General features: G+C 44.1%; 16 protein-coding genes. All 16 read right to left on the minus strand.

Annotation, left to right across the window (positions count from 1 at the left end; genetic code table 11):
• The 16 genes from FDX03_RS16190 to wcaJ all read right to left on the minus strand — a co-directional run bounded on the left by FDX03_RS16190 (nucleotide 1) and on the right by wcaJ (nucleotide 22,335).
• Nucleotides 1-1,137 carry a glycosyltransferase family 1 protein gene (locus FDX03_RS16190; RefSeq protein WP_137346233.1) on the minus strand — a complete coding sequence of 379 codons (1,137 nt, stop codon included), beginning with the start codon at nucleotides 1,135-1,137 and terminating at the stop codon, nucleotides 1-3.
• Entirely contained in the window at nucleotides 1,137-2,033 is an 897-nt protein-coding gene (locus FDX03_RS16195) for a GDP-mannose 4,6-dehydratase (RefSeq protein WP_116360235.1), read from the minus strand. Before FDX03_RS16195 ends, FDX03_RS16190 begins: the two co-directional genes overlap by 1 nt.
• A complete protein-coding gene (gene gmd / locus FDX03_RS16200; RefSeq protein WP_137346234.1) occupies nucleotides 2,033-3,067 on the minus strand; it encodes a GDP-mannose 4,6-dehydratase in 1,035 nt (344 codons plus the stop codon). The genes FDX03_RS16195 and gmd overlap by 1 nt, the downstream gene beginning before the upstream one ends.
• 59 nt (nucleotides 3,068-3,126) lie before the next feature.
• Nucleotides 3,127-7,140, minus strand: a complete 4,014-nt coding sequence (locus FDX03_RS16205; protein WP_137346235.1) for a glycosyltransferase — start codon at nucleotides 7,138-7,140, stop codon at nucleotides 3,127-3,129.
• A gap of 18 nt (nucleotides 7,141-7,158) precedes the next feature.
• A complete protein-coding gene (locus FDX03_RS16210) occupies nucleotides 7,159-7,452 on the minus strand; it encodes a hypothetical protein (RefSeq protein ID WP_137346236.1) in 294 nt (97 codons plus the stop codon).
• 15 nt (nucleotides 7,453-7,467) lie between these two features.
• Complete coding sequence (locus tag FDX03_RS16215; protein ID WP_137346237.1) at nucleotides 7,468-9,162, minus strand: methyltransferase domain-containing protein; 1,695 nt, start codon at nucleotides 9,160-9,162, stop codon at nucleotides 7,468-7,470.
• Nucleotides 9,162-10,454 (minus strand): ABC transporter ATP-binding protein, encoded by a 1,293-nt coding sequence (locus FDX03_RS16220; RefSeq protein WP_137346238.1) that lies wholly within the window; start codon nucleotides 10,452-10,454, stop codon nucleotides 9,162-9,164. The genes FDX03_RS16215 and FDX03_RS16220 overlap by 1 nt, the downstream gene beginning before the upstream one ends.
• Entirely contained in the window at nucleotides 10,454-11,245 is a 792-nt protein-coding gene (locus FDX03_RS16225) for an ABC transporter permease (RefSeq protein WP_137346239.1), read from the minus strand. Before FDX03_RS16225 ends, FDX03_RS16220 begins: the two co-directional genes overlap by 1 nt.
• A 10-nt stretch (nucleotides 11,246-11,255) precedes the next feature.
• Nucleotides 11,256-12,626 (minus strand): phosphomannomutase CpsG, encoded by a 1,371-nt coding sequence (gene cpsG / locus FDX03_RS16230; protein ID WP_137346240.1) that lies wholly within the window; start codon nucleotides 12,624-12,626, stop codon nucleotides 11,256-11,258.
• Between the two features lie 20 nt (nucleotides 12,627-12,646).
• On the minus strand, nucleotides 12,647-14,062 hold the full coding sequence (locus FDX03_RS16235; protein WP_061067686.1) for a mannose-1-phosphate guanylyltransferase/mannose-6-phosphate isomerase: 1,416 nt from the start codon (nucleotides 14,060-14,062) through the stop codon (nucleotides 12,647-12,649).
• A gap of 381 nt (nucleotides 14,063-14,443) precedes the next feature.
• Nucleotides 14,444-15,334, minus strand: coding sequence for a GalU regulator GalF (galF, locus tag FDX03_RS16240; protein WP_061067685.1), 891 nt, complete (start codon nucleotides 15,332-15,334; stop codon nucleotides 14,444-14,446).
• A gap of 165 nt (nucleotides 15,335-15,499) precedes the next feature.
• Complete coding sequence (gene wcaM / locus FDX03_RS16245) at nucleotides 15,500-16,888, minus strand: colanic acid biosynthesis protein WcaM (protein ID WP_061067684.1); 1,389 nt, start codon at nucleotides 16,886-16,888, stop codon at nucleotides 15,500-15,502.
• Between the two features lie 11 nt (nucleotides 16,889-16,899).
• The gene (wcaL, locus tag FDX03_RS16250) at nucleotides 16,900-18,120 is read right to left on the minus strand and encodes a colanic acid biosynthesis glycosyltransferase WcaL (protein ID WP_137346241.1); all 1,221 of its coding nucleotides are present in this window, start codon (nucleotides 18,118-18,120) and stop codon (nucleotides 16,900-16,902) included.
• Complete coding sequence (gene wcaK, locus FDX03_RS16255; RefSeq protein ID WP_048212030.1) at nucleotides 18,117-19,397, minus strand: colanic acid biosynthesis pyruvyl transferase WcaK; 1,281 nt, start codon at nucleotides 19,395-19,397, stop codon at nucleotides 18,117-18,119. Before wcaK ends, wcaL begins: the two co-directional genes overlap by 4 nt.
• Before the next feature lie 63 nt (nucleotides 19,398-19,460).
• Nucleotides 19,461-20,939 (minus strand): MOP flippase family protein, encoded by a 1,479-nt coding sequence (locus tag FDX03_RS16260; RefSeq protein WP_061067682.1) that lies wholly within the window; start codon nucleotides 20,937-20,939, stop codon nucleotides 19,461-19,463.
• A 1-nt stretch (nucleotide 20,940) separates the two neighbouring features.
• Nucleotides 20,941-22,335 (minus strand): undecaprenyl-phosphate glucose phosphotransferase, encoded by a 1,395-nt coding sequence (gene wcaJ, locus FDX03_RS16265; RefSeq protein WP_061067681.1) that lies wholly within the window; start codon nucleotides 22,333-22,335, stop codon nucleotides 20,941-20,943.
• Nucleotides 22,336-22,356 lie beyond the last annotated feature (21 nt).

Here is a 22,356-nt window from a genome sequence, read left to right on the forward strand (position 1 = left end):
TTACTTCACCTGTTTATATGCAGCAACCGTTTCAGTTGCACATCGTTTCCATGAAAATTGGTTAACATGTGATAATCCACTTTTAGTGGCATTATCCTGCCATTCCGTATCAGTAAGACTCTTCATAATTAAAGACGTAAGTGTCTCAACATCCATAGCATCACACATTAAAGCGCTGCTACCTGCAACCTCAGGAAGTGAAGAGCTGTTTGAACAAACAACCGGAGTCCCAGATGCCATTGCCTCCAATACTGGTAGCCCAAATCCCTCATAGACTGATGGAAATAAAAAACTAACAGCGCCTGCATAGAGTGCAGGTAAATCGCTTGACGGTGTAAATCCCAGGTAGCGCAGCCACCCTTCTCGTTTACCTTGTTCAAATCGACGATGTAAAGTATCACTGTTCCAGCCTTTGAATCCGCTAATAACGAGAGGAGTCTGCTTTCTCAGTGACAGTGGCAGGCGTTCGTAGGCATCAAGCAAAGTCGCAATATTCTTTCTCGGCTCAATCGAGCCAGTAAATAGGGAATATTTTTTAAAGGTAAGTTCGTATTTTCCGAGAACAGGAGTTATATCTTCTTCACGGCGGGGCTTAAATTCACCACTACATGCTAACTTTGCAGTAAACACCCTACTTTCAGAAATATTAAAATAATTAATCAGTTCCAATCTGGTAAAATCAGAGTCTGTAATAAATACTGATGCTCGCTTTACCGTTTGTAAAAGCTCTTTACGCATATACCTAACTCTCTCAGGAGGATGGCATTGCGGTAAAGTAAAAACAGAAAGATCATGAAACGTGACAACACAGCGCTCTACCTTAGGTGGCAGATAAAAATTCGGCCCATGATAAATCGCATCCTTATGATTTCTCAAAACATTAGTCTTCAACCACGGAGCTGTGAGCCTATATACTTCCGAAGCCAGTCGACTCTTTTTTATTAAACTTTTAAGCCCCTCTGTTGAAGAGCTATTTTCTTTAGCCACGGGCATTTGCTGAGTAAGTCGATGCCCATTTAAAAAAAGTAATTCGGATATTTCTGGATCATCAGATAAACATTTAGCCAACTCAAATGCATAGCGACCGATACCTGTTAATGGGTATTTTATTGCATCAGTTCCAAATATGACTTTCATTACTCGTTTTCCAACATCCAGCGCAGAGTATCTTCGAGTGGTGGGACATTCCAATCTGGAATAAATGATTGTAATTTAGATGGATCCCCACTAAGTGTCTTAACTTCATTTGCCCGGACAAATTCTGGATTAATCTGGATGGTCAGATGGTGTCCGGTTATTTTTTCACAAAGTTCAATAACTTTTCTCAGTGAATATGTGCGGCCAGAGCAGATGTTAATAACTTCACCAACTGGTTTCGCCTGTAATAACTTGACATAAGCATGGCTTAATGCACGAACATCTGTAAAATCACGCCAAACATCAATGTTTCCTAACTCGATCGTCGGTGATTTTGATTTAAAGTGTTTAACTATCTTTGGCAGAAGGAAGTTTTCCGCCTGACCAACACCTGTATAGTTAAATGGTCTCGTAATGAATACGGGTAGTTTATCCATCCACAATCGAGACATATATTCCATGGCCAACTTGCTGACGGCATAATCGTTCGCTGGATTTGCTGTCGCAGATTCATTCAGTTGCCCTGCGGTACCATTTCCATAAATGTTTGCACTACTGGCGAGAAGCACACCATCCAGGATGGTGCTGCAGGTACTCAAAGCCTGCAATAAATTGCGCGTTCCAAGTAAATTGACGTTATAGAAAGCATCTGCATCACCATGTCCAACATAAGCGATAGCGGCCAAATGTATAACAACGTTTGGTTGTATGAGCTGAATAACCTCCCGCAATCTCGCAGTATCCATTAGATCAACCTGGTAATAATCAGGCCCATCAAAAGGCATTGCGCCAATACCAAATACCCGATATCCGGCAGCGGATAATTCCGCTGCCACATAGCGGCCGGTAAAACCATTAATCCCTGTCACCAGAGCATGTTTGCCGGCGCCGAACATCAGAATGAAAACCCTTGCTGGTTACGACGTAAATCAGCCTCAACCATCAACTGGCACAACTGCTCCAGCGAGGTTTTTGGTTCCCACCCCAGAATTTCTTTGGCACGAGCTGGATTACCGATTAGTAGATCGACTTCAGCAGGACGGAAGAATTTTGGATTTACACGAACCAACGTCTTCCCAGTTGCTGTGTCAATACCCACTTCTTCCTCGTCCTTACCCTCAAAACGCAGTGTAAATCCAGCAGCTTTGAAAGCCATGCTGACGAAGTCGCGCACAGTCTCTGTACGGTTAGTTGCCAGTACGAAGGTATCGGGTTTTTCTGCCTGCAGAATACGCCACATCCCTTCTACATACTCTTTGGCATAACCCCAGTCACGCTTGGCGTCCATGTTACCGAGTTCAAGAACGTCAAGTTTTCCAAGCTTAATTTTTGCAACAGAATCAGTGATTTTACGCGTTACAAATTCCTGACCACGTAATGGTGATTCGTGGTTAAACAGAATTCCACTTGATGCAAAAATATTATAGCTCTCACGGTAGTTCACGGTCATCCAGTGAGCATACAGTTTAGCTACGCCATATGGGCTGCGCGGATAGAACGGAGTATCTTCTTTCTGCGGAACGGCCTGGACCAGACCAAACATTTCTGACGTTGATGCCTGGTAAAAGCGAATTTTAGGATTAACAATACGAATAGCTTCCAGAAGATTTACAGGGCCGAGACCGGTGATTTCTGCTGTAGTAATCGGTTGTTCGAAAGATACACCGACGAAGCTCTGCGCAGCTAAGTTATAAACCTCAGTAGCTTCAGTTTGCTGCAGCAAGCGGATACTAGCAGACAGGTCAGTCAGATCGTATTCAACCAAAGTCAAGTTTGGGTGCTGTGCAATGCCCAACTCTTCAATACGCCAGAAATTGACAGAGCTGGTACGTCGGTATGTTCCGTATACTTTATACCCTTTACCAAGCAGCAGTTCTGCCAGATAAGCACCATCTTGACCCGTAATACCAGTAACAATCGCTATATTCATAATAATCTATCAATCTCTTATTAATAATTAGTGACAATGTAACAATGTAAAGAGAAGTCTTATCGAACTACTTTACGACAAATATTCACAAAGTCGTTTTCAACCACTTTCCAGCTAAATTTTTGAGCTGTTTCAAAACCATTACTCCCCAGGCGCTCGCACAAAGCCGGGTCGTTTCTTAAGCGCACCAAAGCATCCTGTAGCTCTTCGTGACCCACCATCAGGGCATTTTCTTGATCAATAGCCATATCATGAAAAGCCACACAAGATTTATTGGCTACCACCGGCTTTCTGGCCAGCCAGGCTTCGAGCAACACTATACCAAAGCTTTCGCTTGAACTCATATTTACCAGAGCCAGGCAAGACATCAATGCACCACGCACCACTGAACGCGGCTGCCTCCCCAAATAAGAAACGTGTGGGGATGTGATCACCAATCCGTCATCATCTGGACCAATCATTACTAATCGAAGTTTTTTACCAGACTGGTTAATAGATTCAACAGCCTGGATTACTGAACGATAACCCTTAGCTCCGGATTTACGCCCCAGGACCAGAACGAATTCATCATCGCTGCCGTACACGCTTTCAAACTCATGGCGATCGCTCTCCAGGAACTCTTCATCAGTATCGGCACCAGCCGGAAGATATTCAGAGCAGCACCCTTTTTCAGCATAGAAAGCATTCGCAGCTTTAGGCACAGCGAGGACTTTTGTTGCATTTCGTGCAGCATGAATTAAATCTGGGAAATGGTAATAGTCATCATCCAGATGCGCGTGCGGTATCAATAATGAAGGCACATTATGCTGTCTCGCTAACTCAAGAGCAAATACCGCTGGTTTGAAAACAATGTTGTGCGTTACTACCAAATCGTACTTACCAATGTTAGTAGCAATATAATGTTCCATCGACGAAGAGTGCGGACCTCTGATATCTGTCAGGTTGACACCTAATGGAAAACGTGTTTTCTCTGCAGCCGCAGACAGTACATCAAAAACAGTCTCTGGTGGTATCGACTTAGCGTCGGCAAGCGTTGGCTGGGCGAGGTCGATAGATACGTTATCGATTATCAATCCATTCAGAATAAAACCTAACGGTCGAGGGTCCTGCCCCCCAATAAATCTGCTGGATGTGACAATTTCTAGTAGACCTGCGTCAGCTTCAAATTCAAGTATAAAGTTATGCTCTATTTCCTGACTAAGATAAATGCATCCACTTGTAGACTGTAAAGTAACTAATGATTTTTCCGGAGAATAGCCGGTCAATTTTACCTTACTCGTTTTTACAACATTGATTGCACAGGAAGAGTAGCTCCAGCGATAATGGTTTGGTACCTCCCCTTCCAGATCTGCCCATCCCCATGCAAGTCCATCCAACGACAATTTATTGGTATGCTGAACAATAGCCTTCTCAAATGCAGGCTGAACACGCCACGCCAAATTCAATGCCTCACTTAAGTCTGAGGCAGGAACATTATCTACAGGGAATCTAGCAAAGCGAAGGTTAGGCATTTCAATTGGTGCGCCAACCCCAGCATCAAACTCATATTGCTCAGCGAAACGTGCATGGTTATTTGTTTTGCTAACCTCGGTGGTGACGACATCAATTTCGAATTCTTGTGTATCACCAAGCGCCTTCAGGAAGCGTTTTAAATGTGCCTCTGCACCGCCCAATTCAGGATAAGTATAGCGATAAGTGACGAAAAGCACTCTACGCTTTGGCTTCTCCAGATTCACGAGCAAATCAACAAATTTCTTAGCAATACCCACCATTGAGAGCTCGTCAAGGAAAATGGCTTTGCGCTCATCTTTCATTTCATCAGTGAAAACTCCATCTGAAATAGATAAAGTATTTATCACATCTGGAAAACCTTCAGGCTCTGCAAGAGCGATATGTTTTTGAATACTGTCAGGGTAACCACGCAAACCGAATTTTGAGCTAACAACAAACAATCCATTAGCAAAGAAATCTGCCAGTTTAATATTAGAACCGCTTCCGGAAATAACAGGGTTTACCGCAAATAGACTATTTTGAAGGATAGCGCATTTCGTTTCTTCATCAACGATGCCCCACATAACTACATTCTTACCCGGCACAACACTGATAGAATTACAAACCGAACCAACAATATTAAACTGAACATCAGGACATTTAGGTGCCACTTCTTTTAATAAAAAGTTGACTGCATCCACATTAGGCATATGTGCTGAGCCAAGGAACACTGCTGACTTTTTCGAAATTTTAGACGTTACATGTTTATAGACACTATCGGTGATATCTACCGGCAGTTGAGAGCCATTGCGCACAACGATCATTGGCCCTGCTGTTTTTTTACCAACTAAAAGACTATATGCATCATCATCAGAAACGGCGATTGTTGCAGCAGAATACTCAACTGCTTTCTTTTCAACCGACGTAACGATATCAATTAAATAGTCTTTCTTAGGATGCCATTCTAATAGAGAAGTCTTTAGATTTCTTTCATCATTCTGTGAGGAATGAATAAATCTGTCATGATAAAAAATGGGCAACGGTGCCATATATGGATGTTCGACAATAATGAACCGAGCCGATTTTTTAAGAATATTATAGATAGCAACTAATAGGTTATTTTGAGCACAGTGCACACTTGCAATAATATCATCACAAGCAATATGAAATTGTGCATTTAGCTCATCAACCTCTCTACGATGATCTGGCGATTTAGGAACAGCTATTACATGGGTATGTTCGTTGTATTCACTAACAGACAACCTGTTATCGTCTGAAAAACAAAGAAAAACGACTGGAGAAATACTATTAACAGCTTGATAGAGTCCCCGTGTACGAGTTCCTCCACCACCAACAGTTGCAAACGAGTTATAATCGTTAAGGACTAAGGTGTAACTGCCTGGCTGCGATACCAACCTATCGAGTTCAGGAAGGAAGTTAGTAACAATCGCATCCCACGTATATTTTTCACTAGCAAGTGACTTTCCTGCAAGACCGATCTCGACGGTATTCTCAAAATTTTCATCGGCGAGATACTTATTCAATAACGCCGGAAAATCATTCAGTGAGCCCTCAATGACATTTTTGCCTGACTCAGTATTAAACCCTCGCATACCAAAAGGAGTCGATAAGATCGGAAGTGCATAAGAAAAATAGTCTAATGCTTTGATATTAGAACCACTACCAGACTCCATCGGGTTCAATGCAATACTTGCATTTTCAAATAGCCGATTTTTTTCAGCATCAGAAACACGGCCATGTCTTATAACATTTGGGACGTAATCGCCCGTTGGCAAACAGTTTCCGATAATATCAAATATAATATTAGGACATTTAGGTGCGATTTCATTTGCAATGTAAGTTGCAGCTCTCACATTTGGTAAATGTGCGCTGCCGACAAATACAGCCGAATGTTTGCTTCTTTTTATTCGACGGGGTATAGTTCGGTGATGGTCTACCATGCCATTGGGTGAATAAAACATTACAGATTCTTTATGTGGCGCGATTTTCTTAAATGATTCATAATCACTTTCACCGCAATACATAATCAAATCGGCATTACTTAAAAGCCTTTTTTCGGCTTTAGCGACTAGTTCAACTATAGGCTGTGATTTTTTAGATTGATGAAGTGTATGATAAAGATCCGTTTCACAATTTTGAGAATTATAAATCCTCGGTTTATTATCAATACCTATAAAAATATCGTAATCAATAGTAAATGGGCAGTCATGAATAATAATATCTGCTGAATCATATTCATTAAGATACGCAGCCAGAAAAGCCGTAGGATATTTTGCGCTAGCAGCTATAGCAGGTGCTGAAAGATCTCCGTGCCCTTCAGAAATATAATTCTTCAGCTCACTCCAGCATTGATCAAAATAATTATCTTTTGGAATTCTTTTCTCAACAAATGTCGCTGTATGATAAATTATTTCGACACTTCCGCCTGGATGAGTTGAAGTGAGTAAGGTTATATGGTGATAATTACTTAATGTTTTATAAAAATTATAAAGTTTAGACTCACCACCATTAGAGATTGGTACAAATGCCGGATAAAAATTAAGAGCAAGTATTTTTTTCATTGTCTATGCAACCATCAATTAATAGAACCATGATTCAAGTACTGATTTTTTATTTTCATGGATACCATTCTTTTTAAGAACAAAAGAGACTTCTTGCTCTGCTACTTTATCGTGTTCTTTAGGTGAAGCCTCATTCAAAAAAAATGTTAAAGAGGGAGTGTTATCATAGTTCCCTTGCACTTTCCTCTTTATTCTACTTTTTAATTTTGGATAGCGATTCAAAAAAAGCACAACACGTTGCTTCAGCAGTGGACGATTTTCGAAAAATATTCTCGCAGCAGAAATTATGTTTTTACTTATCTTTTGCAACATGATTTTCTCCTGAAATCACCCACGGAACCGTAACAATTTTCTTACTAATTTTGATAGCAACCTCACAGGATAAGTTATTTTCCAGGAGGTACTAGCATAGACTAAATTAAGCTCGTTCCGTAATTGGTTTTCAATATGATTCTTATCTATTATTCCAGCGATACTATTATTAGTATCATCAATTTTCTCACAAAGATTATCGATTTTAGCTGAAAGTTTCACATCCAGTTCATGATTATGAATAGATGAGTTAGTGTCACAAGTATCAATTCTATTCTGGATAAGCTTAATTTGCCAATTCATATGGTTTAGTGCTGATGACATATAGCTTTCCAGAATGGCAGAGACAGGGATATCTTCATTAGCCTCACTCTCATCAAGGAAGGCTGCATATATATTCTTAAAACTCCATTGATGACTCGGCAGAAGCCACACCTTTGCGATCCAGTTTTTATATTTTTCTGGGAAATCATGAGGAGATATAAACTGTGGCCGCTGACTCCCTTGTTCCCGAATGCTATGATGTGCAATTTCTTTAATAAGGGCAAAGAATGACAGTATTTGTCCATAGAGATCATCACCATCAGAAATTCGAGTAGAGATAGAACCATAATCGATTACATGAACCTTCCCATCATCCCCCAATAAAATATTCCAGGGACGAAGATCGTTATGATATAAACCATTTTCCTCAAGAAGACTTATCTGTTCAAGAATATCTGCAACAATCTTCTCATCATCGTATTCATCACCTGCCATAATAATATCTAATAACAGACGACCTGGTGTTGAAGTTCTAACTAACCATGACTCACTCTCATTGCTACCATAGCAGAGCAAATCTGAAGAACGAAACCCTTCGATTTTTCTTTCCAGGAAAACTGACTCATTCTTTAACTCATTAAAATTACAATTGGTAGAGTCTTTTAGAAAAATCTTGATAATTTTGTTATCTGAGAAATAGTAACGCCGTTTGTCCCCGTGATAATAATTATCCAACTGGTGTGATCTACGCATTGCGTGCTCAATAACGCCGTAGTTTCCACCAACGCTCCAGTATTTATTACTGGCGAAATATAAAGGACGCTCTACTACCGATAAATGTGTACCGTGCATCGATAAATTATGGTTAAAGGTGTAACTCTCAATCAGTTGACGAGGTTCTTCTGGTTGAGCGTCTGCCCAGTACAATGGTTCGGAATTTAATGCAAACTCGAAAATGCCAGTTTCAATCTTACTGGACAACTCTTCAAAAAGTCCAAAAACATAATCAGCTCCATGCTCATAGACTAAATGATGGAATACGCTTAACCCAAGAACAAGATCGTATTCTTGTTCTTTAACGCTTTCCCGGATAATTGTTTCGATGCTACCTAGCAAGAACTCAATATTAAGACCATTGTTCTCATCTGCTAATTTATTGCAGACATTAATATTTGGTTGGCTGTAATCTACAGCTGTAACACTAGCTCCTCGAGCAGCTAAGTTCAGACTAAAGAATCCTTGCGCACAGCCTAAATCGAGTACTTTTAAAGGGCGTCCTTTATCCTTGGAAATATAGTCATAAAACGATGTTATAGTTTCTAATCTATCGAAGCAGGCACGAGTTCGAGATGCTTGCGCATTAAATTCAGGATGCTTAAAAATTGGCTGATAAACCTCTGGTAATTGCTCTACCAGTTCTGAAATTGATTGTTCTTTATATGTCATTAAATAAATTCCTCGATTTGTTCAAAATCAGCCTGCATATCAACCAATCCCCACATATGGACACGGTTTGTAACTTTTAATAATATTGAATCGTATCTTCTATCGATAGGATCCGTTGTTTTTGTCGGATCCCCTGACGAAAGTCCTAATGAGAGTAGGTAGGCACCTTCATTTAAGCATAAGTTCATACTGAATTTATAAACTACAATATGACCAGACTTCCCAGTAGGTAATATTTTCCCTTTTGTGGAAAGATATGAATTACTTCCATAGATAAATACACCTTCAAGACTTTTGAGTAAAATCCCCGGAGTAACATGCTCAAAATCGTCTTCAAAAAGTACTTTCACATAAACATCTAATTTATCATTAGTATTGATTACAGTTGGATATTCTACACCACCGCTTACCGTCAGGTAATCGATGATTTTTGCACCACCTTGTCCCCAGCGATGCTCATCTTTCAGGTATCCAGGGCGTGTATGATAGAGATCTTCTGAATCTTGATTGATTTTAATTACATTGCTTACGTTATCTTTATTATTTGCAATATTCTCTTTCTTTTTACCAAACAAGTCATCCATATATAGATTAACGACTTCTCTGGAAGGACCATCAGCATAAACTTTGCCTGCTTTTAAAAAGATAGCTCTGTCACATTGCTTGGAGATGTCCATTACAGCATGGGAAACAAGTAACAGAGTCATACCCTGTTTTTTGTACTCCGCAATCCTCGAATAACATTTCGCCTGAAAATACACATCGCCCACTGATAAAGCTTCATCGACAATAAGTATATCCGGTTTTGTCGCTGTGGCTACCGAGAATGCAAGACGGGCTTGCATCCCAGAAGAATACATTCTTAGTGGTTGATCAATATATTCTCCGATCTCTGCAAATGCTTCAATCTCAGGAAATAAACTATCAATTTCTTCAGTGGAATAGCCCAGCAGTTGACCAGCCATATACACATTCTGGCGACCTGAAAAATCTGGGTGGAACCCAATACCTAGCTCTAGTAGTGCTGCTATGCGTCCATTTACTTTTATTTCACCACTGCTAGGTTGCGTAGTGCCAGTGATTAACTTTAGTAATGTACTTTTACCTGCGCCATTTACGCCAATGATTCCTACTGACTCGCCGGCTTCGATTGTAAAGTTAATATCATTAAGGACAGACTTGGTTTTGTGCCTCTTTTTCTTGGTAAACCCACACCACTCAATTAATCGCCCCCATTTATTTGGGTAACTTTTGTATTCTTTATATAATTGTTTAACAGTAATGCTACCCATTATAATTCATCCACCATTTCACCAATATGTTTTCTAAACAAATGCAAACCGATGAAACAAAGTATGATACCAAGACTAAGTGGGTAGATTAATCCAAACCAACTTGGGAAAACGCCACTCACCAAAATCTTTTGACATGCATCAATCACACTGGCCATAGGATTTATTTTCATTAGAGGATGGATACTTGCAGGCAAAATTGTTGCTGGATATATAATTGGCGTCAGCCAAAACCAGAACTGCAACACAATGCCAAAAAACTGCCCTACATCGCGAAAAAATACATTTAAAACACCAGTAATAATACCTATTCCCATAGCAAGTATTATCATAACAATTAGTACTGGGATAAGAGAGAAATAGGCAAGACTAGGAAAGTCATTAGTTACAATTAAAAATATCGTAAATAAAGAAAATATGATAAAAAAATTGACTAATGCACTACCAATTACAGTAACAGGTAAACATAATTTGGGGAAATTAATTTTCTTTATAAGATTGGCGTTATCCAAAAACATATTTTGAGATCTAAGAACAAGATCTGAGAACAATCCCCATGTCAAAATGCCTGCACATATATAAATACTATAAGCATATTGTGAATCAACGCCGGGTAATTTTGCCCGCATGACTTGAGAAAATATAACTGTATACACCACTATCATTGATAGTGGATTTAATACACTCCAGGTTACCCCAAGCAAGGAGTTTCTATACTTTGACTGGAATTCTCTTTTAATGTTACCGAGAATAAAACCCCGATATTCCCATATCAACTCTATAACCTTCACTGTTTCACCTTTACTTGATGAAGACTTCTAAATCAGAAACTTTTAGTTTAACTTTTTCAGTATTAGATTTTGTTTCAACATTCAAACGCAATAATGGTTCAGTATTTGACGTACGGATATTAAATCGCCAGTCAGAAAACTCCATACTCAACCCATCGACTTTATCGATTTGCTCCGCCATCAGCGCGTATTGCTGCTCTATTGCCTCAATCATTACACTTGCATTGTTGACCTTATAGTTAATTTCACCGCTACAAGGATATGCATTCATACGCTCGCTCACTAGCGTCTCAAGCGATAAGTTGCTTTTAGCAATCAACTCTGCCACCAGAAGCCACGGAATCATCCCACTATCGCAATATGCAAAATCACGGAAGTAGTGATGAGCACTCATCTCTCCGCCGTAGATCGCATCTTCCTTACGCATACGCTCTTTGATGAAGGCGTGCCCCGTTTTAGACATCACAGGAATGCCGCCAGCTTTAGTCACAATATCGATGGTATTCCAGGTCAGTCGCGGGTCATGGATGATCTTCGCGCCTGGTTCTTTTTGTAAGAATGCTTCGGCTAACAGACCTACAATGTAATAACCTTCGATAAACTGCCCTTCCCCATCAAACAGGAAGCAACGGTCAAAATCGCCGTCAAATGCGATCCCTAAATCTGCGCCATGTTCTTTAACAGCATCGGCAGTATCTTTGCGACATTCTGGTAACAGAGGATTAGGGATCCCATTAGGGAAAGTGCCATCCGGCTGGTGATGAACTTTAATAAATGAAACGGGGACACTAGCAGCAACGAAACGTTTTTCAATCGCATCAATGACGTGGCCAGCGGCACCATTGCCAGAGTTAACCACAAGCTTCATTGGACGAGTGAAGTTCGCGAAATCAATGTAGCCCATTAAGTGATCGACATAAGCATCAAGGATAGAAATCTTCTTGTAGCTTCCGCGCTGTTGGGCATCAACAGGCGCGAAATTATTTTCTTCGGCTAAACGCTGCACATCGCGTAGTCCTGTGTCACCACTGATAGGTTTCGCATTTTCGCGAACCAGTTTCATTCCGTTATAATCCATCGGATTATGACTGGCGGTAACTTCGATGCCGCCATCTACACCAAGATGGAAGGTTGCAAAATAGATCTCTTCTGTCCCGCTTAAACCAATATCGAGGATATCGGTACCCGCATCCATTAGGCCATTCGCTAATGCCAGTTTCAGGCTCTCGCTGGTTAAGCGTACGTCACCGCCCACCACGATTGTTTTAGGCTTGAGGAATTCACCGTATGCGCGACCAATGCGATACGCAATATCTTCATTTAATTCTTCGCCTAATTTTCCACGAATATCATAGGCTTTAAAACAAGTCAGCTTAGACATAGATCTTTATACCTTCAAAATTAGCAACGACCATACTGGTCTTTAATACGAATAATGTCATCATCCCCTAAATAGGAGCCGGATTGGATCTCAAGCAGTTCCAATGGAATCTTGCCTGGGTTTTCCAGTCGATGTTGTGCTCCGATGGGAATAAAGGTTGATTGGTTTTCAGTCAGCAGGAATTTTTGATCTTTAATCGTTACTTCACCCGTGCCTGAAAGCACAACCCAGTGTTCGGTCCGGTGATGATGCATCTGCATCGAAAATGCTGCCCCCGGTTTAACGGTGATCCGATTTACATTAAAACGCTCGGTCTGTACCACCACATCGCATCGCCCCCACGGACGGTATATTTCCCGGTGACGCTTATATTCACTGCGATGATTAGCTTTAAGATACTCAACAACTTTCTTAACATCCTGCACCTGATCTTTATCAACGACCAGTACGGCATCTTTTGTATTAATGATCACCAGATTATCGACACCGATAGCGGCAACCAATTTTTCATCAGTGTTGATATAGCAGTTATTTGCGTTGTGCATGAAGGTATCACCCGTCAGGACATTACCTTTTTTATCTTTAGGGCTCACTTCCCATAGTGCCGACCAGGAACCCACGTCACTCCAGTCTGCATCAAGCCCAACGACGACAGCGTCTGTCGTTTTTTCCATGACCGCGTAGTCAACAGACTCATCCGGACAAGCGATAAACAGATCGCGATCAATCTTGATAAACTCATCGCTATCTTTGCAACCGCGGATTGCCGCCTTGCAGGACTCAAGAATATCGGGTCTGAATTTTTCCAGTTCTTCAAGATATTTCTTGGCCCGGAACATGAACATTCCGCTGTTCCAGTAATATTCACCAGACGCTAAATAACTTTCCGCGGTTTCTTTGTTCGGTTTCTCCACGAAACGGCTAACCTGGTAAGCGATATTCTCACCAAGAACTTCTTCCTTACCGCGGTGAATATAGCCATAACCTGTTTCTGCACCGGTTGGTACAATCCCAAATGTAACAAGGCGCCCCTGCATGGCAAATTTAAATGCTGACTTTACCGCCTGGTGAAATGCCGGTTTATTGTTAATGATGTGATCTGCGGCTAATACCAGAAGAATTGGGTCATCGCCATTCTCTATTGCACTTAATGCTGCCAGCGCTATTGCTGGTGCAGTATTGCGGCCAACGGGTTCAAGAATGATATTATGCGAGAGCTTGTTAATTTGTCTTAGTTGCTCAGCAACAAGAAATCTGTGTTCCTGATTGCAAATGACTACCGGTTCCCGTGCATCGACATCATCCAGACGGAGCACTGTTTCTTGCAGCATTGAACGCTGTCCATACAAACGAAGAAACTGTTTTGGGTAGAGCTCGCGCGACATCGGCCATAAACGACTACCGGTACCACCGGCCATTATCACAGGAAGTAACATCTTGGGTCCTTAAATATCAATGCGTTATACTAAACCAACGAAAAAGTTTCATCGTCGCTCAATGACAAATGGGCACGCTACCGCACTGGCTCTACAGCTACCAGGGCACTGCTCATTTTATGTTGGGCAAACAAATTACTGATAACCCTCAACGAATAAGGGATATCTCAACCGAATATTCTCTTATTTATTCACTGTGTAGACAAGAAAAATGTCCTACGGCGGACCGGTAATTTCTTACCGATCTACCTTTTTTAGTATTTGAAATTTATAAAAAAACATTTATAGCTGCATTCTGCGGGTATCAGACAAATCATGACTCTTTACATATACTGCTACGATACTCGGTTCAAATCACAGGCAACGAGGGTAGCAATGGCACTAGCTCAGCAGTTTTAAAATTTGATCCCTGAACTTCGGCCCTTCTTTCAGGTTGCGCAGTCCGTACTTCACAAATGCCTGCATGTAGCCCATTTTCTTACCACAATCGTAGCTATCGCCGGTCATCAACATGGCATCAACAGACTGTTTTTTCGCCAGTTCAGCGATAGCATCCGTAAGCTGAATACGCCCCCACGCACCAGGCTGCGTACGCTCAATTTCTGCCCAAATATCAGCAGAAAGCACATAGCGCCCTACGGCCATCAGGTCCGAATCAAGGGTTTGCGGCTGGTCGGGTTTTTCAATGAATTCAACGATGCGGCTGACCTTACCTTCGTTGTCCAAAGGTTCTTTGGTCTGAATAACGGAATACTCGGAAAGATCGCCAGCCATACGTTTTGCCAGCACCTGACTACGCCCGGTCTCATTAAAGCGGGCCACCATTGCGGCCAGGTTGTAGCGCAGCGGATCCGCACTCGCCGTATCCAGAACGACGTCAGGTAAGACCACCACAAAAGGGTTGTCCCCTATTATCGGGCGTGCACAAAGAATAGAGTGGCCCAGGCCGAGTAATTGTGCCTGACGGACGTTCATGATAGTCACACCGGGAGGGCAGATGGACTGCACTTCGGCCAGTAACTGGCGTTTAACACGCTGTTCAAGCAGCGATTCAAGTTCATAAGAGGTGTCGAAGTGGTTCTCAACCGCGTTCTTAGACGCATGTGTTACCAGAACGATTTCTTTGATACCTGCAGCTACAATCTCGTCGACAATGTATTGAATCATCGGCTTATCAACGATCGGTAGCATTTCTTTTGGGATGGCCTTTGTGGCAGGCAACATGTGCATCCCGAGGCCCGCTACCGGAATAACTGCTTTCAAATTAATCATTAAGTCATTCACCTATTCAATAGTTGCTGAATTATAGCTTTTTAGCTTGTTTTAGCCAGTATGAATTACATTGCTCAGTTAGGACGCATGTTACGCCGCTTATCGGCAGAATGCAGTAATCATAATCTTAGCCGGGTAGGTTTTTAGCCAGGAATGGTCGTAAAATTACCGGCCCGGTAGTCGAAAATTCACTGCCGTGACATTCACAACCTGGTGGTTTACGTTGTCAATATCAACCGAGCTTTGCCCAGCTTCATTAACTGCATGAATGTTGTTCAGCGAGAGCAAGGTCTCCTGTTTGGCCATAAACTTACCGCGTACATCTTTGCGCAGATCAAAGTGCATTTTCAGCGCTGGCCCGATGGTAGATTGCTGCATCACCTTGATATTTCGCAAGAAAAGATGCTGAGGTTTGTTGTGCAGCTCCAGCGTCGCGCGCTTCATCTCCACGTTGGTAATGGCCACAAATGAAGTTGCATTACCTGAGGAAATCTGAATACCACGTAATTTATAATCGAGATGTGTGTTATCCAGTTGAATATTATTTAACTTAAAGTTTTGTGGGATGGACAAATATCGTCCTTTGATCACACCGTACCCAATCAACATCCCTGCGCTATTTTTCATATTGATATTATCGATAACGAAATTATCACATCCATAAATAGCGACTGTAGCATTGTCGATACCCGCTTTCTTGCTGAAATTCGGGGTGATATTTCGCGCGGTAATATTACGAATGATAAAATGTTTGCCGTTCTCGACATGGACTAACTGCCGACAATCCGAGCCCGTTATATTGGCTACCACAAATCTTTTCACCGCCAGTTCGTCTGGATAGGTGTTGTCGTATGTACTACCTGCCAGCCCAATACCGATACCCCAGTTAACATTTCCGTTCGTACAATTGATGCGTTCTATAACATGGTCTGAAATCACGATGTCACTGTCGTTTATCGCGACATTCCACTCGATGGCGTCACCCTGTAAATCACTAAAGCGGCTGTTGGTTATCCGTACCCCATCCATCTGGTTATGAAACCCCTGTCGCAGGATCCCGTAATTCGCATCAGTGACGGTAATGTCGTCAATGGTGAGGTTACGCATCGCTCGCGGCGTTTTCCCCCCGATATAAATTTGTGCCACAGGGGCGAAACCGCTCATGGCTATGCCTTTTATCACACAGTCGGATCCCCGAACATCAAGGGTAATATTTCGCAAGCGCCCCCCCTGCTCCCCTGTCACGCGACAGCCATCCTGCAGAATAAAGCGCCCACGACTGCTGCTACTGACCCCGCCTTGCAGATGCAACGTTTTACCAGGCGGGATCCCGATCGCGGTATTGATATTCCTGCACTCCAGACCAGCAGGCACGACAACGGTTTGCGCCTCTGAAAACGCCTGCCTGAAGGAAGCCACCCAATCCTGTGGATTGTAATCCTGAATGTTGACGCTGCCCGGTGATTCAAGCGCCCGGGCAACGGGAGAATGCAGTACGACAAGCGCAGAGCCTGCCGTCAGAAAAGTACGTCGGGAGAGTTTTTTCTCTGGCATACAACCTCGATTTACATCGTTTGCAGCAGACTGGCTAGCTGTTTGTTGATCGCAAGCTGGTTAAATTCAGCGGCTATTTTTTCGCGGGCGCACGCCACCACCGGCTTCACTTGCTCACTGTCTAGCACGCTGACCGTCGCTAATCGCTCCGCCAGGGCCTGAGCATCATTCTCTGGTGCCAGCCAACCGGACCTTCCAGATTCCACCAGCTCAGGGATCCCACTGTGCACAGTAGAGACGACCGGTATCCCTACGGCCATGGCCTCCATCAACGCCACCGGGATCCCTTCCATGTCACCATCAATTCCCGTGACGGAGGGCAACAGGAAGACATCCGCCTGCTCAAGCATCTCTTTAACCTGATGGCTGGGTTTAAATCCTGACATTTCAATCACGTCATCCAGTTGATATTGCTCGATAAGCGTACGTAATCGACGCTCCCAAGGGCCAATTCCCAGAATGCGATAACGAAATGAGATACCCCGCTCTTTCAACTGGCGGCACGCTTCGATAGCGACATGCAGCCCTTTTTTCTCAGTTAACCGTGCAACGGAGAGAATTTCTAGCGGCGTGCCTAGCGCTTTCACCTCACGGGGTGTAAAACGCGTCATATCAATCCCCATACGCGATACCGCTATTTTATGCGGTGGGCATCCCATATTCCGCAAACGTCCGGCCCAGAGATTGCTGATGGGCAACATCAAATCACCGCGCTGAAACAGCTTCTGATATTCGGGGGTATAGCGGGAAAGGATGTCCCGATGTGAAACGTCAATACCATGGAAGACAGTGGCTATTTTGCCGCGGAGCACGCCGAGTTCACGTAGTTTGGCCGCCGTTACGCCAGCGGGTCCAAAGTGCGCAATAAAGACATCGGCCTGGAATGCTCGTGGGGTTAGCGCACAGATGGACGCTAAAATCAGATTACGCGCCTCATCACCATAGCGTGGAACATTGAGCGCTTTCCAGGTCGCTGTCCGGGTGATGCCTTGTAAAACCGTCGTGGTGCGATATTTCAGCTTTGCCAACCTGTCAGCCGGTTCTTTCAATAACCATCGTGTTTTTTCGCCCAGGCGGTAGTCCATATAGGATGCATGGGTGTTATCAAGATCGCCCTGATATAACGCGATAATTTCAACATCATGCCCCATATCGATAAACGCGGTGATCTGATTCAGCACAAAGGTTTCAGAGGACAGCGGAAATTTAAGCAGGAAAAAGCTGACTTTCATTTCCCCTCCTGAATACGCGTTAATACCGATTGCACCATACGCCTACCGTGTTCACGTTCACGCTTAACCGCCTCCGCCACCCTGACGTTAAGTTCAGCGAGCCGTCCCAGGTTATCGGCAACCTTGCCTTCAAGACTACCATCCAGCAGATGGCGGATATCAACCGCCATTTCCGCTAACCCCAGTTGCTGCATAATTCCCGCCGATTTGTGCTCATAATTAATGGCTATCGCCGGCGTCATAAAGTTCATCGAGATAATGGCAGAGTGCAGGCGTGTGCCCACCGTCAGGTCACATGCGCCTAATATTTTTCCCATTTCGAGATCGTTTAGTTCATCCATGACCACGTGATAACGGGCCGGATCGTTAACGTACTGACGCAGGTTCAGTGCAACCATGCGATCATCTTTGTTGTAACTATCAATACCGGTACAGGTTGAGAGCGCCATCACCTGGTAACCTTCATCAAGGATCCGATTAACCACGCCGGCAAAGGCTTGCTCATAGGCCTGTTGTGTGGTTCCAAGACGCTTATCAAACGGCGCCAGTTCACGTAATGTAATGGCGACAGTCTTCTGCTTTGCAGCCGTTTGTAGCCAGTGCTGTACGGCATAACCCGGGTCAAAGTCATCGTGATGGTTATCTACCAGCCAGGCGGTATCCACACCCGACTCGACTTTCTCTGTCGTTATTTCACTGCGTTTCATCAGTTCCAGACTGACCGATTCGCGTAAAATTAACGCATTGCAGTGCCCAAAAACGTAGTTCGCCAACTGATTGAACTGTGCATCCTGAAATGGCCCTACGCTGTGACCAATCATGTACAGCGGTTTTTTAGCCATAAACGAACACAAGGCATGTTCAAACTGCGTCACGCCATACAGATCGACAAAAAACGATCCGCCGACCTGGATAATGGCGTCATAACGCGACAACAAGCGGACAAAGTCAGTAAACCCCTGAGCGATAGCGATATTGCGCAGATTCCCGGAATCGGTGACGCGCGAGAGCAGCACCTGATGCTGATAGCGACGACGCAGCACTTTCTTTACGCGGCCCATAACGCCTGCAGCATTGTTATGCTGCTTCATCTGTGAATACAGTGGATCGCCCATCACCGGTCGGTTTAGTAACCAGGAGGAACTCACCGGGTAGCGGCTCATCACATCCACTTCAGTCTCTGGCTGGAGCGTATGAATGGCATCCAGCAAACCGCGCAAAATGGCGCTGTCCCCGCGATTACCGCAGGTGTGGTTGCCCAGAATCAGTAATTTCATCATGACCTCTTAAAATCAGTGCGGATGACGGTTTTCCCGTCTCCGGACGACAACAAACGCAATTCACTCTGCGCGGAACAAGGCTTTCATTTTTTCACCACGGCAGAACTGGCGTTTGATTTCCACCACCAGCGGATGACGCGACAGCACAATCATCACGACAAACACCAGCGCGCCAGCGGTTATCTGTAGGCTCAGCAACGCACTTAACGGCAATTTATTTTGCAATGTCATTCCCAGCGCGTAGCTCACCACCAGCGTGGGTAAAGAGAGATAGAACGGTAGCCACAGGCTGAGCATGTACTGCCGATAGCTCGGTCCCAGTACCGGTTTGATCATCACGAAATAGCTCAGGATGGTGTTTATGACCTGTACCAGTAAAAAGCCCAGCGTGACGCCAATCACACCCGCCATATTTCCGCCAACCAGGATGGCGGGGATAAACAAAAAGGTTTTGAAAATATTGAATTTGAAGCTGATATCAACCCGTGCTTTGGCCATCAGCAGTGAGCCTATCGGATTACCGACTGAGCGCAGCAGACCCACAATGCACAGCAGTTGCAGCACAGGAACAATACTGTTCCACTTTTCGCCAAACACCAGCGGTACGACGTTATTTGATACCACCATCAGTCCCAGTAGAGCCGGGAAATTGATAATGCCGACAACAGATAGCAGCTTGTAAAAATTGACCCGTAGTTTTTCGGTATCGTCCTGAATTTTGGCAAACGCAGGAAACAGTACTCGGGTAATTATCGGATTCAGTTTGATTGGCGGTACAACTGCCACGTTCCAGGCAAGATTGAAGCCTCCCGCCACGCCAGCACCCAGGGTTCTGGCCAGCACCAGCGTCGAAAGGTTGGTGTTCACATAATTGATAATGCTGTCCGCCGTCAGCCACGCCCCAAAGCGCAGATTTTGCGACACGGATGAAAGTGAAAAACATAGCCCTGGTCGATATATTTTGCGACCAAAATAGCCAAATAGCAGTGTACGTAGCGTACTATTCACCAGATACCCAACAATGGCAGTCATAGCGATCGGCCAAAAATGCGCGCTAACCACGGTAAAAGTAAAACCGGCCAGTACTGAACTGGTTTCAATCATGCCAATTTTGTTGAAGGCCAGTTCTTTTTGCATCAGCGCACGGAACTGCTGCCCATGCGGGATCACCACAAACGCCAGCGCTAAGGTTTTAATCAGTGGCACCAGCTCAGGGTTATTAAGCGCATTGGCAATGGTTTCGCTGAGCGCAAACATAGCAATACATACGACTATCCCCAGCCCAACGTTTAACCAGTACAAGGTGGTTAGTTCAAGATAACCTATCTCTTTGCGCTGAATAATCGAGTTGGCGATGCCAAAATCAGACAGCGTATCGGCCAGCGCTATAATCACCAGCGACACGGTTAATAACCCGAACTGATGATTATCAATAATCCGTGCCATAACCGTCATCTGAATGAGCCCCAGACCGATGATGATTACCGTAGCAATGGCTGACCATTTGGCACCGTTGAGGGTTTTTTCTCGTAAACTCATATTAATATGCCGCTTTATTGACGAAGCCTTTAAACACCGTCAGAAAAACGATTTTAATATCGAACCACACGCTCCATTCGCGAATGTATTCGAGGTCAAACTCTACGCGTTTTTCCATTTTTTCCAGCGTATCGGTTTCACCACGCCAGCCGTTGATTTGCGCCCAGCCGGTAATGCCTGGCTTCACCTTATGGCGCAACATGTACCCTTCTATCAACTGGCGATACTGTTCGTTATGCGCCACCGCATGTGGACGCGGCCCGACAATAGACATCCCGCCTGTCAGCACATTTATAAACTGTGGTAATTCATCCAGAGACGTCCGCCGCAGGAAGTTACCCACGCGGGTCACTCGCGGATCGTTCTGCGTGGCCTGGGTAACCACCGTATCGTTTTCCATTACCTTCATGGAACGAAACTTCCAGACTTTGATCGGTTTCCCGTCCATCCCATAGCGGGTCTGACGAAAAATTACCGGCCCCTTTGAGGTCAGCTTCACCATCAGCGCAATGGCGCATAGCACAGGAGAAATAAGCAGCAGGATTAGCGATGCCAGCACAATATCCTCCGCGCGCTTCAGCAGACGATTAATGCCTGAAAGCGGTGTGTCATACAGCGGTACCACAGGAACACCGTTCATTTCTTCAATCCGCGAGTGCAGAATATTGAAGGTAAAGACATCAGGAATCAGGAGCACTGAACAGGTGGTATCAGCCAGTTCGCGTACCAGTTTTTTTACCCGCGCCCCATCGCTCATCGACATAGCGATATAGACGTTATGAATGCGTGAAGCTTTGGCATCATCCACAAGTTGCTGCAGATTTCCCGCCCAATCCCGGGCGTTTTTCCCCGGTATGGGGTCGTGATAAACACCCGCGACCTCAAACCCCAACCACGGCTCATGGCGAAAGCTGTCCAGCAGCACCTGTCCGGCAGGAAGGTCCCCTGCTACCGCTACCCGACGCGTGTTATAACCACGATTTCGCAACCATCCCGCCCCGTAGCGAATAAACGCACGGCACAGCACCAGGCCAATACTTGAAAGCAGATACCATGCCAGCCATAGAGCGAACCGGTTATCAAAATCGTTATTAAAGGTAATCAGACCCGCGCAAAAAATCAGACTCAGCGTCCAGTTTTGCAGCAGCAGCACCAACTCAGTTGAAATTTTTACCCCGCGCCAGGAGCGGTAAAAATCCGTTATCCCGCCCAGCATCTGAAAAACGACCAGCGTGATTAACGCGACCAGCAGGTGCATATACAGGAAAGGCAAACCGCTCAGTTCGCAGACTATCCATAATCCACCAAACATGATGGTGATATCTGAAAAGCGTTGCACCATCGATATTAACGACGCATTGGTTTTGGCTCGTTCGCGCTTTTTTAGATGTGTCATCGTGGTTCCTGTTAGTCACCA

It is taken from the genome of Citrobacter sp. wls827 (assembly GCF_005280875.1).
In the GTDB taxonomy this organism is placed as follows: domain Bacteria; phylum Pseudomonadota; class Gammaproteobacteria; order Enterobacterales; family Enterobacteriaceae; genus Citrobacter; species Citrobacter youngae.

What these genes read in the sequence shown, in the direction of transcription:
- FDX03_RS16195 (WP_116360235.1), bottom strand. Translation starts at nt 2,033, where the DNA reads ATGTTCGGCGCCGGCAAACATGCTCTGGTGACAGGGATTAATGGTTTT.
- wcaL (WP_137346241.1), bottom strand. Translation starts at nt 18,120, where the DNA reads ATGAAAGTCAGCTTTTTCCTGCTTAAATTTCCGCTGTCCTCTGAAACC.
- FDX03_RS16205 (WP_137346235.1), bottom strand. Translation starts at nt 7,140, where the DNA reads ATGAAAAAAATACTTGCTCTTAATTTTTATCCGGCATTTGTACCAATC.
- gmd (WP_137346234.1), bottom strand. Translation starts at nt 3,067, where the DNA reads ATGAATATAGCGATTGTTACTGGTATTACGGGTCAAGATGGTGCTTAT.
- FDX03_RS16235 (WP_061067686.1), bottom strand. Translation starts at nt 14,062, where the DNA reads ATGTTACTTCCTGTGATAATGGCCGGTGGTACCGGTAGTCGTTTATGG.
- FDX03_RS16190 (WP_137346233.1), bottom strand. Translation starts at nt 1,137, where the DNA reads ATGAAAGTCATATTTGGAACTGATGCAATAAAATACCCATTAACAGGT.
- FDX03_RS16215 (WP_137346237.1), bottom strand. Translation starts at nt 9,162, where the DNA reads ATGACATATAAAGAACAATCAATTTCAGAACTGGTAGAGCAATTACCA.
- FDX03_RS16210 (WP_137346236.1), bottom strand. Translation starts at nt 7,452, where the DNA reads ATGTTGCAAAAGATAAGTAAAAACATAATTTCTGCTGCGAGAATATTT.
- wcaK (WP_048212030.1), bottom strand. Translation starts at nt 19,397, where the DNA reads ATGAAATTACTGATTCTGGGCAACCACACCTGCGGTAATCGCGGGGAC.
- FDX03_RS16220 (WP_137346238.1), bottom strand. Translation starts at nt 10,454, where the DNA reads ATGGGTAGCATTACTGTTAAACAATTATATAAAGAATACAAAAGTTAC.
- wcaJ (WP_061067681.1), bottom strand. Translation starts at nt 22,335, where the DNA reads ATGACACATCTAAAAAAGCGCGAACGAGCCAAAACCAATGCGTCGTTA.
- wcaM (WP_061067684.1), bottom strand. Translation starts at nt 16,888, where the DNA reads ATGCCAGAGAAAAAACTCTCCCGACGTACTTTTCTGACGGCAGGCTCT.
- FDX03_RS16260 (WP_061067682.1), bottom strand. Translation starts at nt 20,939, where the DNA reads ATGAGTTTACGAGAAAAAACCCTCAACGGTGCCAAATGGTCAGCCATT.
- galF (WP_061067685.1), bottom strand. Translation starts at nt 15,334, where the DNA reads ATGATTAATTTGAAAGCAGTTATTCCGGTAGCGGGCCTCGGGATGCAC.
- cpsG (WP_137346240.1), bottom strand. Translation starts at nt 12,626, where the DNA reads ATGTCTAAGCTGACTTGTTTTAAAGCCTATGATATTCGTGGAAAATTA.